The 17,582-nt window shown below is 33.5% G+C and carries 15 protein-coding genes; 9 read left to right on the top strand and 6 right to left on the bottom strand.

Features of this window, described 5'->3' with window-relative positions; all coding sequences use genetic code 11:
- The first annotated feature begins 26 nt into the window (after window positions 1–26).
- Genes ILYOP_RS06295 through ILYOP_RS06280 form a run of 4 tightly spaced genes read left to right on the top strand, consistent with a single transcriptional unit; the run spans window position 27 to window position 6,021 of the window.
- Window positions 27–923, top strand: coding sequence for a hypothetical protein (locus ILYOP_RS06295; RefSeq protein ID WP_013387697.1), 897 nt, complete (start codon window positions 27–29; stop codon window positions 921–923).
- Between the two features lie 4 nt (window positions 924–927).
- A complete protein-coding gene (gene pelF / locus ILYOP_RS06290; RefSeq protein WP_013387696.1) occupies window positions 928–2,361 on the top strand; it encodes a GT4 family glycosyltransferase PelF in 1,434 nt (477 codons plus the stop codon).
- Window positions 2,349–5,042, top strand: a complete 2,694-nt coding sequence (gene pelG, locus ILYOP_RS06285) for an exopolysaccharide Pel transporter PelG (RefSeq protein ID WP_013387695.1) — start codon at window positions 2,349–2,351, stop codon at window positions 5,040–5,042. The genes pelF and pelG overlap by 13 nt, the downstream gene beginning before the upstream one ends.
- Complete coding sequence (locus ILYOP_RS06280) at window positions 5,035–6,021, top strand: hypothetical protein (protein WP_013387694.1); 987 nt, start codon at window positions 5,035–5,037, stop codon at window positions 6,019–6,021. Before pelG ends, ILYOP_RS06280 begins: the two co-directional genes overlap by 8 nt.
- A 97-nt stretch (window positions 6,022–6,118) precedes the next feature.
- On the opposite strand, the gene ILYOP_RS06275 is transcribed toward ILYOP_RS06280, so the two are convergent.
- Window positions 6,119–6,907, bottom strand: coding sequence for an MBL fold metallo-hydrolase (locus ILYOP_RS06275; protein ID WP_013387693.1), 789 nt, complete (start codon window positions 6,905–6,907; stop codon window positions 6,119–6,121).
- Between the two features lie 279 nt (window positions 6,908–7,186).
- On the opposite strand from ILYOP_RS06275, the gene ILYOP_RS06270 reads away from it, so the two are divergent.
- Genes ILYOP_RS06270 through ILYOP_RS06250 form a run of 5 tightly spaced genes read left to right on the top strand, consistent with a single transcriptional unit; the run spans window position 7,187 to window position 11,993 of the window.
- The gene (locus ILYOP_RS06270) at window positions 7,187–8,161 is read left to right on the top strand and encodes a hypothetical protein (RefSeq protein WP_013387692.1); all 975 of its coding nucleotides are present in this window, start codon (window positions 7,187–7,189) and stop codon (window positions 8,159–8,161) included.
- A gap of 12 nt (window positions 8,162–8,173) precedes the next feature.
- Window positions 8,174–8,857, top strand: coding sequence for an ABC transporter ATP-binding protein (locus ILYOP_RS06265; protein ID WP_013387691.1), 684 nt, complete (start codon window positions 8,174–8,176; stop codon window positions 8,855–8,857).
- Window positions 8,854–10,047 (top strand): ABC transporter permease, encoded by a 1,194-nt coding sequence (locus ILYOP_RS06260; protein WP_013387690.1) that lies wholly within the window; start codon window positions 8,854–8,856, stop codon window positions 10,045–10,047. Before ILYOP_RS06265 ends, ILYOP_RS06260 begins: the two co-directional genes overlap by 4 nt.
- 5 nt (window positions 10,048–10,052) lie before the next feature.
- Entirely contained in the window at window positions 10,053–11,258 is a 1,206-nt protein-coding gene (locus tag ILYOP_RS06255; protein ID WP_041921020.1) for an ABC transporter permease, read from the top strand.
- A 9-nt stretch (window positions 11,259–11,267) separates the two neighbouring features.
- Window positions 11,268–11,993 (top strand): outer membrane lipoprotein-sorting protein, encoded by a 726-nt coding sequence (locus ILYOP_RS06250; RefSeq protein WP_013387688.1) that lies wholly within the window; start codon window positions 11,268–11,270, stop codon window positions 11,991–11,993.
- 207 nt (window positions 11,994–12,200) lie between these two features.
- Here the strand turns inward: ILYOP_RS06250 and ILYOP_RS06245 are convergent, their stop codons facing one another.
- The 5 genes from ILYOP_RS06245 to ILYOP_RS06225 are packed head-to-tail and all read right to left on the bottom strand — an operon-like array spanning window position 12,201 to window position 17,399.
- A complete protein-coding gene (locus ILYOP_RS06245; RefSeq protein WP_013387687.1) occupies window positions 12,201–12,956 on the bottom strand; it encodes an ABC transporter ATP-binding protein in 756 nt (251 codons plus the stop codon).
- Window positions 12,949–13,893, bottom strand: a complete 945-nt coding sequence (locus ILYOP_RS06240; protein WP_013387686.1) for an ABC transporter ATP-binding protein — start codon at window positions 13,891–13,893, stop codon at window positions 12,949–12,951. The genes ILYOP_RS06245 and ILYOP_RS06240 overlap by 8 nt, the downstream gene beginning before the upstream one ends.
- Window positions 13,886–14,761, bottom strand: a complete 876-nt coding sequence (locus tag ILYOP_RS06235) for an ABC transporter permease (RefSeq protein ID WP_013387685.1) — start codon at window positions 14,759–14,761, stop codon at window positions 13,886–13,888. Before ILYOP_RS06235 ends, ILYOP_RS06240 begins: the two co-directional genes overlap by 8 nt.
- Window positions 14,754–15,680, bottom strand: coding sequence for an ABC transporter permease (locus tag ILYOP_RS06230; protein WP_013387684.1), 927 nt, complete (start codon window positions 15,678–15,680; stop codon window positions 14,754–14,756). The genes ILYOP_RS06235 and ILYOP_RS06230 overlap by 8 nt, the downstream gene beginning before the upstream one ends.
- A gap of 60 nt (window positions 15,681–15,740) precedes the next feature.
- Window positions 15,741–17,399 carry a peptide ABC transporter substrate-binding protein gene (locus ILYOP_RS06225; protein ID WP_013387683.1) on the bottom strand — a complete coding sequence of 553 codons (1,659 nt, stop codon included), beginning with the start codon at window positions 17,397–17,399 and terminating at the stop codon, window positions 15,741–15,743.
- Window positions 17,400–17,582 lie beyond the last annotated feature (183 nt).

Raw genomic sequence — 17,582 nt, 5'->3', positions numbered from 1 at the left:
GATGGATATTTATTTTAATTTTAATATTGGCTACCTGTCTGGATTCCTTTTTATTAATAGAAACCTATTATAATCTGAAGTTTCCATTGGAAAAATTCTGGTATTTTCATATAGGACTAAGTCTGATTTTTATTTTACTAAACTGGATTTTCTTTCATGAGGACATATATTATTTTGATCTTTTGATATTTTTATTTCCAGTCATGGGATTTGGAGGATTTCTTTTTATAGAGCTTATTCCAAAATTAGATGCAGATTATCAAATGATAGAGGAAAGTTCAGACTTTAAAACCTATCTAAAAAATAGAAGAGAGGTAGAATTTATAGATCTGGCATTGGAACTCGGGACGATGGGGGCCTTTGATATACTTGCCACAGGGACTCCAGAAGAGAAAAAAAACTTTTTGATAAACTTTGATCCTCCTGATGAACGGTTTAAGGTGGAGGTTCTAGAAAAAGCCCTCTTAGATGAAGACATAGATGTTATACATTATGCAGCTACAGAATTAAACTGGATCTATGAAAAACATAGGATTAATATACAAAACTCTAATCAAAGTGGGGATTTGAAAAAAATCTTTAAAAGTTATAATGACTATATAGAATCTGGTCTTTTAAAGGGAGATGTGCTGCTTTTAGCTCAGAAAAAAGCTCTCAATATTCTAAAAACTCTTTTTGATAAAGACAGAAGCTATGCTGTAAAGCTTCTAAAATTTTATAAAAATATGGATGATAAAAAATGTCAGATTCATTTGGAGCGGATTTTAGAGCAAGAAAAACCTGATGCAGAGGTATTAAATTTTGCCCTGGAATATTACTATGAGAAAAACTGGTATGAAAAAATAATCCAGATGAAAGAAAAATTTATAAAAACAGGGCTTGAGATTCCTTATCATCTTAGAAACGACATAAAAGGAGCGTAGGGTGATGGCTAAAATATGCTTGATTTGTGAAGGGTCTTATCCCTATGTTGTAGGGGGGGTATCTTCATGGGTACAGGACCTAATAAACTTGAATAAAGAACATGAATTTTCTATACTGTGTATTATTCCAAATGAGGAATTTGCTGTTTCAAAATATGATCTTCCAGACAATGTCAAAGAGGTTAAAAACATAACTTTGAATCCTGATACCCCGGTAAACGGATTCAGGATGTTTAGAAATAACTATATGAAAAAAGAAAAGGTCAAAGAGGAACTTTTTAATCTCATGAACTTCAGAGATACATCTGTTGAAAAGGCCGCAAAACTTCTTGAAAGTTTTTCTAGAAAAAAATACGGAAATCCTATGGAAGTGGTAGTGAGCAAGGTATTTTGGGACCCTCTTTTGAGATATTACAGCGAAAATTACAGCAGTACCAATTACAATGTATTTTACTGGACTTATAGAAATATTTTTTTGAATCTAATCGGAATTCTCCAGGAAAAAATTCCTAAAGCAGATATTTACCACTCTGTTGCCACAGGATACGCTGGAGTTATAGCAGCTATGGCAGGGTATAGGGGAAAAGGAAAAGTAATACTTACTGAGCACGGAATCTATCCAAGAGAGAGAGAAGAAGAGATAGTACACGCCCAGTGGGTGGATAAAAGCTTCAAAAGTATATGGATAGATTTCTTTTACTTTCTTTCTAGAATAACTTATAAATACAGTGATGTTGTAGTCACTTTATTTGATTATAACAGAGATCTCCAAATTAAAAATGGGGCCGACCCGTCAAAATGCTTGGTTATACCAAATGGAATAGATAAAAGTAGGTTCGGTAACCTTGATTTTGAAAAAAGAGATACATTTAGTATAGGGGCTGTTCTGAGAGTTGTTCCTATAAAAGATGTAAAGATGATGATAAAGGGATTCCGTGTGGCTCTGAGGAAACTTCGAAACACTAAACTATACCTGATAGGACCTATAGATGAAAACCCTGAGTATTATAAAGAGTGTGTACAGATGGTTAAAAGTCTAGAAATGGAAGATTATGTAGAATTTACAGGGAAAGTAAATGTGGCTGATTATTACAAGTTTTTAGACCTTTTGCTATTGACTTCTATATCAGAGGGGCAGCCTTTGAGTATATTAGAGGGCCTTTCTGCAGGAATACCATTTATAGCCACAGATGTTGGGAACTGCAGGGAGATACTAACAGAAAAAACAGAAATAGGGGAAGCTGGAGTCATAATTCCTCCTACATCCTATGTCGATCTCGCTGACTCACTTGTAAAAATGTATCAAAGCCGAGACAGGCTAAAAGAGATGGGAGAGAATGGAAAGAAAATCGTAGAAAAATATTACTCCAGAGAAATTTTTATCGAAGGTTACAGAAAGATATATAGAGAGTTGGGTGATAAACAGTGGCAGGAATAGGATTTGAATTTAGAAAATTGTTCTCAGAAAGTGACAGTACCCTTGGAGATCTAAAAGCCATAGCATATTCCACTCTTATAAGTGTAGGACCTTGGTTGATAACAACAATAAGTCTGAATTTTCTCATGCATATATCGAGAGAATATATATTTATAAGAGATGAGAGAGTGCTGTTTATGTCTACAGTACTTTATTGTTTTATATTTTCTCAGCTTCTGGCAACCCCTTGGCAGTACGTAGTAACAAGATATATGTCAGACTGCATCTACCAGAAGAGAAGTAACGAGCTTAGAAAAACATATATAGGAATAATAAAAGTAATAATTATAATGGCATTTATAATAGGAAGTTTGTTTTTACGGAATTCTCCATTGCCGTATTATTATAAAAAAATGGCCGTTATTCTCTTTACTCTGTTATCGGCATCGTGGATAGGGATGTGTTTTGTTAACGTACTAAAGAATTATAAATTTGTGGCTTTTTCCTACTTTATAGGAAACCTTCTGGCAATGGTTTTGGGATTTTATCTTATAAAAAACCCAATTAATTTTCCAGAAAATTTTTTGGCTACCAATCTTATTTTTGCCTATGCAATGGGAATACTATTGACTTTTCTACTTTTGTCATACTATCTTCTGTCAGCTTTTAAGGAGAGAGGAGGCACTGAGTTCGGATTTTTAAAATATTTAAAGGGTTATTCCTCTCTTTTTTTTATGGGATTATTCTATATATTGGGAATATGGGTTCATCTTTTTATTGTCTGGACAAAGGGAGACCATTATATAATTGCCGGGACTTTTACAGCTTCACCTTTTTATGAAGTGGCTTTATTTTACGCTTTCTTTATAACTATTCCAAGTATGGTATACTTTGTTGTTTTTTTAGAAACTAAATTTTTTCCAGATTATAAAACTTATTATGCTCATATATCTTATAAAGGAACTTTAGATGATATAGATAAAAGTTTGGCTACAATGATGGATGTATTAAAGAGAGAGATGTTTTATTGCATGGAGATGCAGTTTTTCATAAGTATATCCTTTGCACTACTTTCAAAATTGATATTTGAAAATTATGGACTTGATTTATATCTTTTAGATCTATTTAGGATATCACTTTTTTCAGCATTTTGTGCCGTGTTTATATCTATGATCATAACTATATTTTTATATTTTGACGCTAGAATACAGGCTCTTATGGTGTCTTTTGTGTTTTTTTTAACAGACCTTTTATTTTCTCTTTATTTTGTAAAATTTGGAAATGAATATACTGGGCTAGGGTTTTTTCTTTCTTCCTTTATAACTCTTTTATTTGCCAATATTTTGCTGAATAGACTTTTTAAAAATATTAGCTATACTACTTTTTACAGACAAAATTTTAAAAAGATAATAAGAAGTCCGTTGATAAATATCTTGGACAAGTTTTTAAGCAGAAAAGGTTATCTGCCTGTGATAGTTATAATACTTTTATCTGGATTTTTGAACGGTTGTTCTAGATATGATGAAAGAGGATTTAATAATATAACAAAGCATAACTGGCATACTATGAGCACCTATGATTTCAGTGGTTATGATATACAGGGTTATAACTCTGATGGAGCAGATAAAAGAGGGTTTACATCTTTAGGCTGGAATATTTACACCGATTCACCCTATGATTATTATAGTTTTGATTTTTATGGAAGACATTCTGTGACAGGAACATCTTTTGATGAAAATGGATTTGATGCTTCTGGTTATAATAGTGAGACAGGCTCAGTGTACAATAAAGATGGTTTTAAAAGAGAGGGAATTCATATAGATACAGGAACAGCATTCAATAAAGATGGCTGGGGCATGTACGGAGTAAATAAAGACACTGGAGAATATTATGATTCCAATGGGTACAACATTCAAGGATATGACAGAGAGGGATACGATAGGAAAGGAAAAGACGCAGAGGGATTTGACCGTGAAGGTTGGAATGAGAATGGGGTGTTTAAATATACTGGCACCACAGTTGACTATAGGGGCTTTGAGAAAGATGGTTATAACCCTGCTACAAAATCGAAATATGATGAAAGAGGTTTTGATTTTAAAGGGATTCATAATAAAACCGGGACAAAATATGACCTTCTTAAATTTGACACTGAGGGGATTCATAAAGATACAAAAACAGAATTTGATGTAAATGGCTGGACCTGGTATGGTTTAAATTCAGAGACAAGAGACTATTATGATGTTAATGGCTACAATAAGGAAGGCTACGATAAAAGTGGTTATGATGATAGGGGTCTTGATTCAGACGGATATAATAGGTCAGGATGGAGTAGGAAAGGCATCTTTAAAGGAACAGGCACTAGGTATGATTATTACGGATTTGATGTGCGAGGAATAAATAAGGAAACAGGTAGCCGATATGACGAATACGGATGGAACAGCCGTGGGATAAGCAAAAAAACAGGTACAAAATATGACAGCCTTGGTTTTGACAGAAACGGTCTACACCAAACTACAGGTAAAAATTATAGTAGAGATGGATGGAAAAATGATGCTACACATATAGTTACAGGGACAGGTTATGATCCGAAAGGCTATGATATTTATGGTTATGATAAAGATGGTTATGACCGAAGGGGATATAACTTCTCAGGAATTGACAGAAATGGATTTGACAGAGATGGGAGGTATATAGGTGAATAGAGTTAAGAATATATTTTTTTTAATGCTTTTAGTATCTCTGACATCCTTTTCAAAAGATGAGCTGGCATTAGAGGAAAAAAGTTTCGTAGGAAAAAGCAGAGGTATTGATGTGCTCAATTTTTATGAACCTGTATCAGAGAAAAATAGTATAAGGAATTATTTAAGTTATGAATACGGTGCAGCTTATTCGCTGGTAGAGTGGAAAATAGCTCAGGGTTATATTGCTTTGGATGAAAAATGGGATTTTGAATATGATACAGATCGTGAGTTTTATATCGATGATGATCTGGGAAACGGCAGTGTAAATTATAACGGATGGGATAGTCTCGTGGGTTTTGTAAAAGATACAGGCAGGCATAATTTTGCAGGTAATATGTGGAGTACAGACTTTGGAATTATGTGGGAATATAATCAGCTGGGGCTTCCAGGTGAGAGCGGTGGAAACTACGAAAAAAATGAATTTGCCTTGAGATACAGATTGAGAACCAATGCGGATATAGGAATGGGTGGAACTTACTGGGGATTTGATTTTTGGTTGGGGAAAGTATTTGTCACTGGAAGAGATGGATATTCCCTTGAAGGCAACCTTCTCACATCTACAAACTGGGGATACGGATGGCAGACTTTCAACACCCTTTATAATGAATATTATGACTATGGTGGTTATGAAGGGACATATCTTCTAGGACTGGAAAGTATAACCAGGTGGACTTATGAATTTAATAAGAACTGGGCATTTTGCTTTGAAACGGAAGTGGATGTGGATAAGTTTATAGGAGGTACAAGCCAGGATTATACAGGTGAACTTACTTTATACCCACATCTGCTTTATAACAGGGAAGTTTATCCTAATTTAAGAGTTTTTTCTGAAATAGGACTTCCAGGATACGGATATAAAAAGAATGTTTCTGACAGCAGTTCCAGTACAGATTCAGGTATTTATTTTCTTGCTTTGATTGGATTACAGTATATTTGGTAAATTTAAACTATTTATTAACAAGCATTGCAAATAATTTAATTTCTAAAAAAGTCCCTCTGAATTAGATTCAGAGGGACTTTTTTATTTGCGTCAATATCTATAGAGAAATGGTATCTCCAGAAAAGCTTCTTTTTACTTCTGTATTGATTAATAGCCTTGAGATTTCATCTGACACAAGTTTTTTTGTGCAGTGTATAGGATAAAATATACTGATATTTTCCTTTTTTAAAAAATCAATGGCTTTATAGGTTACATTATCTAGGTTCATAAGGTGAAGCCCTCCTATAACCGCATAAATGTTATTTATACCTGTTACTTTTTTTGCATAAGTGATTATGTTGCATACACCTGAGTGAGAACATCCTGGAATTATTATTAGGCCGTTTTTAGAATTTATGACAAGAGCTGAATCATCTAGAACAAAATCATCCTGACCATTTTCAAATTTGAAAGGTGTATTTTTACTTTCAAAGTTGTTTTCTCTGGGAATTTCTCCTAGAAAAGTTATATTTTTAGATAATTTATAGGGCTTTTTAGTGAGGATAAGGTCAAATTTTGAATTGGCCTTTTCTAGATCCATGTGAAGGCCGAGATAAGAACTATCTCTTTTTCTAAATCGTTTTTTGAAGGAATCTGGATGGCATATGAGTTTTTTATTCTTTATAAATCTAAGGCCGTCTCCGTGGTCAAAATGACCATGGCTCAAGACAACAAAGTCTAAGTCATTTAAAGTTACATTTAGTTTAGATGCATTCTCTAAAAAAAGAGATGTTTCTCCAGTGTCTAAGAGTATTTTTTTATTATCAGCCTCTATATAGAGGGAAAGACCCTTTTCCCCTTTACAAATGTCACCTGAATTATTTTCTACTAATACTTTAATGACCATTTTTGTCCTCCTCTAATCTGTTTTTATTCATTAAAGTCTACACAAGTTTTTTCTTTAAATCAAGAATCAGAGAGAGCCTCTAAAATAAAACGATGAGATCTTTATTTTTTAGAGTTTATTTATAAAAAAATCTTTGTATATGAAATTTTAAGACCTGGTAAATAGATCGGTATTCTTACGTATATTATAATGTTTCGCCAATCAAAGGAATTAATTTATAAGGCAGAATAGAATAAATGAAGGTTAAAATTTTTATTCTTTTGAAAAGGCGGGGGAAATATGAAAAAATTATTTGCTTTTATATTTTTAATTGTTTTTTCTGAAGTTTTCTCCCTAGATTACTTTGGAGAGGTAGAAGGAACCCAAAGATTTAACTCTTACAACAGTAGCTATGGTTCTATAGAGCTTATATTAGGAGCAGAGCATCAGGAGGATAATTTTTATTCCCAGATCTCTCTAAAGGCTACCGATGATCCTGAGGATTATTTGGAGTTGTATAGAGGTTATTTAGAACTTTATGGTGATTATACTACTTTTAGTGCAGGTAGACAGATGATAGTCTGGGGAAGTGCATATATTTTTAACGGAGCTGATGTTTTTAACGAGGTTGATCTTGAAAACCCCAGGAGTGATAAGGATGGGCTTGATTCTCTGAGATTGAAGTATAATTTGCAAAACATGTCCCGTCTTGAAGGGGTGGTTTTTAAAAACTTAGCCAGAGATAACAATATAGGGGCCCGTTATACTTTTTTAGTTGACAATTATGAATTCATGACAAATTATTTTCATTATGATAAAAAAAATCCTTTGGGAGAAGCAGTCAAGAATGAAGATGTTGTACTTGAATTAAAGGGAGATGCAGGAATAGGAATATGGTCACAGCTTATACACAAAGAATCTGAAGGTTCAGATCAGAATGCAGTTGTAATAGGAGGAGACTACAGCTTCGATCTAAGTGGAACTCTTCTTTATACCCTTGCAGAGACTATTTATATAAAAGAGGAAGATACAGGTGCTATTTATCTAAGGTATAACTATGTGGTGAGTGAGGATATAGAGGTTTTTCAGAGTTTACTTGTAGACGGAGAAATAAGTTATCTCTATCTGAGATCAGGTCTTACTTATAAATTAAATGATTATTTCAATATTCAGGTATCTTATAATTATTATAATAATTTCAGAGGTTTATACCAATATTCTTATAATGAAGAGTTAGACAGTGAACTGGTTTTTGAAATCCAAGGATTTTTTTAGAGGGGGCAGAAGATGGCTATAGTGAGTCTTAAAAATATAAAAAAGATTTATCTAAAGGGCGCTCTAGAGGTTAAGGCTCTTAACGGTATAACCCTTGATATTCAAAAGGGAGAATTCACAGTATTAGCAGGACCTTCAGGATCAGGAAAGACGACACTTCTCAATATTATAGGGGCCATGGACAGAGCTACCTCTGGTAAGGCTTTGGTAGACGGAGTTGATCTTTCCCTTTTAAAACCTAAGGATGCCTCGAATTTTAGACGAGAGAAGATAGGGTTTATATTTCAGGATTACAGCCTTATTCCTGTGTTGACAGTATATGAGAATGTGGAGTTTTCTTTAGACCTTCTCGGGATTCATGATAAAGAGAGCAAAAAAGAGATGGTGGAAACTATTTTAAAAGAGATGGATATTTATGAGCTTAAAGACAGAAGGCCTTCTGAAATATCTGGGGGTCAGCAGCAAAGAGTTGCAGTGGCCCGGGCTCTAGTGAAAAAACCAAGTATTATACTAGCAGACGAACCTACGGCAAATTTGGACAGTGTAACAGGTGAAGCTATTCTTGCGATGATGAAAAAACTCAATGAGGAATATAATATAACCTTTATTTTTTCCTCTCATGATCTCAAAATAATTGAAAAAGCTAAACGAGTAGTAAGACTCCGAGATGGGATCAAAGAGGGGGATTCGTCATGATACTTAAAATGATATTTAGAAATATATTTAGGTATAAGAAAAGAACGGTTCTCACATTGATAACCATGATTGTGGGGATATATCTTGCAATATTAGGCGAGGGTCTAAATTCCGGGCTGGAAAATCAGATAACAGATATTTATATAAAAACAGATACATCCTATTATAAAATATATGGTAAAGATTTTTATCTGGAAAAAGAAGATAATGACCAGTTGGATTATCCAATAGATAATCTAGATAAGGTAGAAAAAATACTGAAAAATAAGGATTATAGTAAAAGGCTTTTATTTGAAGGCAGTATAACTGACGGTGAGGAGGAGCTTAGAGCTCAGTTTATAGGGGTGGAACCTCATAAAGAAAATCTTGTATTTAAAAGAAACAGATACATGGTAGATGGATCTTTTGTAGATAATGAGAATTCACTGGTTTTGGGATTGGAAATGGCGAGACTTTTGAAGTTGGGTATAGGGGATGAAGTGACTCTCATAGCCAGAACTGCATCACAGAGTATAAATGCTTATAGTCTAGTTATAACAGGGATAATAAAAACCGGGAATACCATTATGGACAGTAGCTGTGTTTTTATTGATCTGAATTTTGCTCAAAAATTTGCAGACACCCCTTTTGTAAATGATATTGCTGTAAAGACTCTGCTGACTGATGAAGAAGTTGAAAGTCTGAAAAAACTGCAGATAGATTTTATTCCTTGGCAGGAAGAGATAAAGGACATACTTAGGATAACTTCTATAAGAAGAAAAGCCTTTGCCATAATAAGTATTACCATTCTGGTCATGGCAGGTGTGACAATAGCCAATACAATGCTCATGGCCATGCTAGAACGTCAGAAAGAGATAGGTATATTAATGGCAAATGGTATGAATAATAGGGAAATTTTAATCCTTTTTTTAGGCGAAGGAACCCTTGTAGGGAGCTTAGGAAGTTTTATTGGATTTATTTTTGGAGGTATAACTACTAATTATTACCAAAATAATGGTATAGAAATCACAATAAAAAGTAGCGATCTAGGAATAAGTATTCCTTTTTCAGATAGACTTTATCTTTATTTTGATTTAGAAAAATCTTTAATTATATTTGTTGTGGGAATTGTTTTTTCTGTATTTGCTTCGGTATATCCTGCAGTAAAATCTATAAAATTAAATCCTTCAGAAGCTATAAAGGACCGGTGATGGTCATGTTAAAAATAGCATTTAGAAATATATTTAGAAATAAAAGGAGATCTTTCCTGACGGTAGTATCAACGATGATTGGCATAATGGGAGTCACAGTTGGTCTAGGCTGGGTATATGGAATTGAAAGGATGTTTACAGAGGAGGGGAAAAAACTTACTGGGATTGTCAGGGTTACGGCTCACGATTTTCAGCTAAAGGAAAAGTCTTTAGATATATCCTCAAATATATCTTCTGATGAAATTCGGAAATATTTGAGAGATTTTGACGGTACTGCAATTGGAAGGATAAAATTTGGAGCGATGATTTTTTCCGGCGATAAAGATGAAAGAGCTATGGGAATCGGAATTGAAAAAGAGGACAGAAATATAATAGGGTTTGATAATTTTATTTACGAAGGAAGATTTTTAGACTTTGAAAAAAATAATGAGATAATAATAGGAAGCAAGGTGAAAGAAAAACTAGGATTAAAAATCGGAGATTCTGTTACTGTTCTTACTTTCACACAAGATAAGTCTATTTCGGCTCTTAATTATAAAATATCCGGATTTTATAAGATGGATAACGGGCGACTAAACAGAAGCTTTTATGTCACTCTAAAAGATGCTCAGTATTTATTGGATATGAATAATATGGTGACTGAATTTCTTCTATATCCAAAGGAAGAAAAAAACTCTGAAGAATATAAAAAAATACTGGTATCTGAACTTGGGAAAAATTATCTAGTAAAACTCTGGAGTGAGATAGGGATAAATGAATATATGTCGTCAGTTTTTCCAGTAGTGAAATTAATATTCACATTGATCTTGAGTCTCCTTTCTGGCATAGGTATAACTAATACTATGATGATGGTGGTTTTTGAAAGAAGAAAAGAGATAGGAGTTTTAAAGTCGCAGGGAATGAGGAATTCTGATATAAGGAACCTTCTGTGTCTCGAAGGAGGTCTTATAGGATCTTTTGCATCTTTCCTTGGGATTGTAACAGGAGGTGGTATCGTATATTATTTTTCAGTAAAGGGCATAAAGCTTGGAGAAGTTTTAGAGACTGTTTCTGATACAATTAATATCCAGAGTACTATTTATATGTTTTTTAGCTGGAGGCTTCTTATCTTTGGGTTTTTATTGGGATCCATTCTATCTGTTTTTGTAACTTTTATGACCGTAACTCCGGAAATCAAAAAAGAAGCTGTGGATAATCTGAGAAATAAGTAGGAGGATTTCATGAAAAAATATTTGATTATATATTTGATCTTCTCGATTTTTTTATTTGGAATTACAGCAGAGGAGATATTGGAAAAAGTGGACTATAATATGACTCCTAGCTCAATAAAATACGACGGGGAGATGATTATTCATAAAAAGAATAAAAAATTTGTAAAAAAAATGAAGATTCAGGCAGTGGGGAAAAATTTAGCTTTTATCGAGTTTATATCTCCTCCGAGAGACAAAGGAACAAAGTACTTGAGGAATGGAGATAATCTTTGGATATTTCTCCCTAAGGCAGACAGAACAGTGAAAATATCCGGGCATATGTTGAGACAAAATATGATGGGAAGCGACATATCTTATGAAGATCAGACTGACAGAACTCATCTCACAGACATTTACAACTCTGAAATATTGAAAGAAACAGAGGGCTTGTATACTTTGAGACTCGTTGCAAAAGAGGGAGAGGATACAGCTTACTATATGAGGGTTATAGAGGTGGATAAAGAAAACTATGTCCTGAAGAATTCAAAAATGTATGCTATGTCTGGTAAACTTCTCAAGGAGTTTTATGTAGATGAAATTATTCGGATAAAGGGCAGATATTATATAACAAAGTTTCGGATGGAAGACAAGATAAAAAAGGGGTCTTATACGGAGCTGCTTTTAAGTGATATAGTTATTGATCCAGATATTTCAGATTCTGTCTTTACTCTTAGAAACCTTGAGAGAAGAAATTAAAATGGTTCAATATTATATTTGGAATTTCACCTTGTTTTTGACATTTGAAATAAATATTATCAACTTAATTTGAAGATAAATTACTGAATTTATCTGAAAGCCTGTATTGCTTTTCTTTCAAAAGAAAAGCAATACAATCCGAATAAATCAATATCTTCAAACGAATATCTTAGATTCAGGAAGTAACTTAAAGTTATTTATATTTAATTAAAGTTTATAATTTGAATTGAGGATTTCTTTTAAATATTCACTTTTGGGAGAAGTTAAAATATCTTCTGTTTTACCTTCTTCCTCTATCCTGCCATTGTTTATGACGATAATTCTGTCGGAGATTATATTTATAAGAGGGAGGTTGTGTGATATAACTATACAGGTGACTCCGGACTTTTGAAGTTCAAGTATGATGTTTAATATTTCTCTTTGACTTACTAGGTCTAGGTTAGTAGTTGCCTCATCAAAGATAATGACATCTGGAAAAAGAGCCAGTGCCCTAGCTATTGCTGCCTTTTGTCTTTCTCCTCCTGAGAGTTCTCTAGGATATCTATCTAAGTAACTTTCTTTTAATCCTACCTTGTCTAAAAGACTTTTTACCAAACCATTACAGGCATTCTTTGGAATAAGGCCGTGGATAAATGCTCCTTCAAGAATTATATCTTTTAATCTCATTTTTGGATTAAGTGAAGAATACGGGTCTTGAAATATAAGCTGAACTTCCTTTGAAAAAATTTTTTTTTCTCCATGGTTCATGGATTTTAACTCTTTCCCCTTGTATAGTATTTCACCTGTATATCTATCATTTAAAAGTGTCATAGAATTTGCCAAAGTTGACTTTCCACCACCACTTTCTCCTAATATTCCTAATATCTCTCCTTTTTTAAGGTATAGGTTTACCTTCTCAAGGGCGTTAAAAGATCCCTTGTTAAATTTTACAGTGAGATTTTTTATATCAAAGAGTCTACTCAAAATCTTTCCTCCTCAAGTAATCTGGGTGATACTTCCAGCATCTAATAATTCTGTCGTTTATTTTTTTCTCATATCCAATCTCTTCCATGCATATTTTCATGACATCGAAACAGTTTGGGGCAAAGGGACACCCGTAAGATTCCCTATCTGTTTTGCTGTATAGGGGTATTTTTATTTTTTTTCTTTTACATGAGATGGTGAGCTCTGACGAGACAAGGAGTTTTGTATATGGATGTAAGGGGGCGTTAAGAATATTTTTCCCTTCTTCGATGAGAACACCGTTTTTTATAACTGCGACTCTGTCTGCGAGAGTCCTGGCAAGATCAATGTTGTGAGTAATCAATAGTACACTAGAGTTCTTTTTTCTTTCCCTGACAGAGGTAATTATAGTACGGAAATTTACTACGTCAATTGCAGTTGTAACCTCGTCTAAAATTAAAATTTCTGGATCACATATGGATCCCATGGCAAAGGCGGCCCTTTGTTTCATCCCACCTGAAAGTTCGTGAGGAAAGGAGGAATAGGCTCTTTTTTTGTCTAAATTTAATTTTCCAAGGGCCGAATATACCTTTTCAAAAACTGACTTCTTTTTTTCCTCTGTGTGAATGTATAGGGGTTCTTCTATCTGAGATCCTGTCCGAATTGTGGGATTAAATGCGTTCATGGAGTTTTGAAAGACCATTGCAATCTTTTTTCCTCTTATTTTTGAATATTCTCTGTCGCTTAACATATCAATCCTTCTGTTTTTAAAGAAAATTTCACCTTTGAAATTTTTTTCAAATCCCATTATAGTTCTGGCAAGGGTACTTTTTCCACTCCCTGATTCTCCTACTAGGGCAACTACTTCCCCTATTTTGATATCCAGACTAAGATTTTTTACCACTTGTTTTTCTCCAAGCTTTACAGAAAGATTTTTTATTTGAAGGAGCTTATCCATAGTATCCCCTCCAGTGAAGTCTGCTTCCGTTTACAAGTTTTTTAATCCGCTCCCCCATATGAGTTATTATAAAGATGACAGTTACCAGTATAATGCTCGGGAAAATAATTTGATAGGGATAAAAAAATAAGTTCTCTTGAGACCCTGCAATCAACATCCCCCATGTTACATTGGGGTATCCCAACCCAAGACCCAAAATCTGTAGAAAAGCTTCTGCAAAAATATACTTTGGGATATTCATAATAACAGAGGCAGATAAGATACCTATTAAATTAGGAAATATATGATTTTTTATAACTGAAAATGGAGATGCTCCCATTAATTTTGAGGCCTTTACATAATTCTCTTCTTTCAAATGCAGGACTTCTCCCCTTATTACCCTTCCGGTGGAAAACCATCCTGTAAAGGTGATGGCAACAGTAATTCCAAAAAGGTTTCTTCCGAGGAAAATAGGGATAAGAGTCACTAGCACAAGGTAGGGTATAGAGGAAAATATATCTAAAACTCTCATCATAAGAAATTCAGTTTTTCCTCCAAGATAGCCTGCTATAGCCCCATATCCTCCACCAACAAAAAGTTCTACTACCCCTCCAAAGATTGCTATAGTCATTGATATTTTGGTTCCCTTTAAAGTTCTGAAAAAGATATCTCTACCAAGGTCATCAGTACCAAAGAGATGATCTCCAGAAGGAAGCATATTCATATTCCATCTGTTTTCTGCCAGGTGGTCTGGTATAATAAATGACAAAATAATAATAAGAATAATGAAACTCATCTCACATAACAATACAGGGTCATAATTTTTTTTCTTATGATTTGAAAATTTTTCTTCAGAGGAATAACTGTTTAATTTTTCAAATTTATCCATTTTTCCTCCTAAGTCTTGGGTCTGCAATAATAAAAAGAAGTTCAGCGACGTAAACAGATATAATGTAACTTATTGTAAAAACCAAAGTTGACCCTAAAATCATGTTGTAATCCCTGTTGTTTACAGAATCGATATATACAGTTCCAAAACCAGGAACTGAGAAAATACTTTCAATAACATAAAAACCCATAAAAATTCCAGCGATCTGAGGAAGAATAAGTGTGATCATAGGGAAAAGTGCATTTTTTAAAACGTGCTTTTTGAGAAGAGTCCATCTGGTATTACCTTTAGCTCTAGCTTGTAGGATATAATCTTTGTGGAGCTCTTCCAAGATTCCCTCTCTAAAATATTTTGCATATATTCCCGCAGTGGAGATGGCTACGCATACAATAGGTAGGATTACATTTTCTCCGTCTAAGGTTAGAGTAGATAGAGTTGTAAGTTTGACAACAAATATATAATATAGAAAGGTTGCAACTATAAAGCTAGGAACAGAAACCATTAGGATAGATACAACTACCAAAATATTTCTTATGAATTTATTGTTAACGGTAATACTACAAATCCCTGTTATCCCCCCTATAACTAAACCTAAGAGAATTCCTTTTATTCCTATTGAGAAAGAGGTACTTCCATATCTTTTTATTTCGTCGACTACCTTCCTTCCAGGATAGATCATAGATTCTCCCAAGTCTCTATAAAGAAAAATATTTTTAGTAAAATTTATATACTTTTTTAAAATTGGCTCGTTTAGATTGTAATGCTCCAGATAATTATGTTTAGCCTGAGTGCCTATAGTCTTTCCAAGATGAGACAGAGGCGTCCCAGGGAGAGATTCGAGCATAAAGAAGGTCAGCGTAAGCACTGTAAAAAGACTTATTATCATATTGATAGTTTTTCCTAGAATGAATTTTTTCATTGTTCCTCCAAAATAAAAGTGGTAGCAAAATACAACACTACCACTATTTTAAGCTATTCATTATTTTTTTTCAACAAATACATTTTTATAGTCAGTGCTGCCAAATACCGATATTAATAAACCTTTAAGATTTTTTTTATGAAATATTCTTCTTTTTAAAAATACAGTGGGAGCAATAACAGCATTATCAATAAGAATTTCTTCTGCTTCTTTGAAATACTCATATCTTTTTTCTTCGTCTAAAGTCAAGGTTGTTTTTTTCAGTAGTTGATTATAATTAATATTTTTCCAACCGGTAACAATAGAACCTTGGTCGCTTACAAAAGGTTCTAAAAAACTTGAAGGGTCATTATAATCTCCATACCATCCCATACCAGCAAAGTCATAATTTAGTTTAGCAACTTCTCCTTCAAAAATAGACCACTGAACAAATTCAGATCTAACATTAATCCCTAGTGTTTCTTTGTACATTTGTGCAAGATATTCAGAATATTTTCTAGCCCATGTTGTAGTACTTGGGTTTAAAAAAGTTACAGTTATATCTTCTGGAGACTTGTTTATTCCAAGTTCTTTCAATCCCTCTATAAGAAGTTCTCTTGCCTCTTCACTATCTTCTTTTATAAAATTACCTCTTTTTTTTCTGTACTCTTGTTCCCCTATACTTACCTTAGGAGGGACCCAGCCGTAAGCTGGCTCAAATATTCCCCTATATATAACTTCAGCCATCTCATGACGTTTAACTCCCATAGAGAAAGCTTTTCTTATTTTCTTATTTTTGAAGAGTTCTGATTTTTGATTGAAAAATAAGAAATTAGTGGCGGCACTGTATCCAGAAATCTCATTGAATTTTTTACTTTTTATAAACTTATCTGCCCACTCTTTTTTTGTTGCCTCTACGATATCTGCCTGTCCTTTTGAGAGCATTGCCATTCTCACATTTTCATCTTTGACAATATGAACATTTACGTTAGATAGTTTTACAGAATGTTTATCCCAGTAGTTTTTGTTTTTTGACAAAACTATCTTTTTTTCATGATTCCATTCACTTATCTTATAAGGCCCATTATATACCATTTTATCAGCACTGCTTCCATAAGACTCACCATATTTTTCGACGATATCTTTTCTCTGAGGAGACATAAGAGTCGAGGCGGTTAACTGTATGAAATAAGGTGTTGGGTTTTCTAATTCTACAACAAGGGTTTTATTATCTATAGACTTTACTCCCAGGCTCTCTTTATCCGCTTTTCCGCTATTATATTTTTCAGCATTTTTTATTGGATATAGAAGATATGCCATAGGAGAGGCTGTCTTCGGGTCGAGACTTCTTTTAATTCCGTACTCAAAATCTTCCGCTGTAACTTTTCTACCATCTTCCCACTGATAATCTCTCAGAAAGAAAATCCATCTTTTACCGTCGTCTTCTATCTTCCATGAGAGAGCTCCGGCTTTTTCGGGAACCTCTTCTCCCACAGAATTTTTTGAAATTCTAGTTAAACCCTCTAATGAGTTTTTTAAGAGTTCTATAGAATAATCATCTGCTGCCTTGGAAGGATCGAGGGTTTTAGGTTCGTAGTTGAAAAAAATGCTGATTTCATCTTTGCTCAATTTTTCTGGATTCTTTTCCGGAGGATCGGATAAAGGATTAAAAAATGATATTAAGGATATTGAAATAATTAAAAAACTTAAAAGTATCGTTATTTTATGAGCCTTTTTCATATTAAAATGATTCTCCTTCATTGTTAAATTTTGTTTATATCCTCTATAATATTCTATTTTTAAAATTTTTACAATTAAAATAATATTTTTTTTCTGCTATAGATACATTAAAACCCTTATATACATAAAGTTCAAAAAAAAATGAAATCAAAATACATTCTCTAATGAAAAGAAAGTTGAAGT

The organism is Ilyobacter polytropus DSM 2926, from assembly GCF_000165505.1.
Classification (GTDB): domain Bacteria; phylum Fusobacteriota; class Fusobacteriia; order Fusobacteriales; family Fusobacteriaceae; genus Ilyobacter; species Ilyobacter polytropus.
Note: the sequence above shows the minus strand (reverse complement) of the source record. Positions and strands in the feature narration are given on the sequence as shown.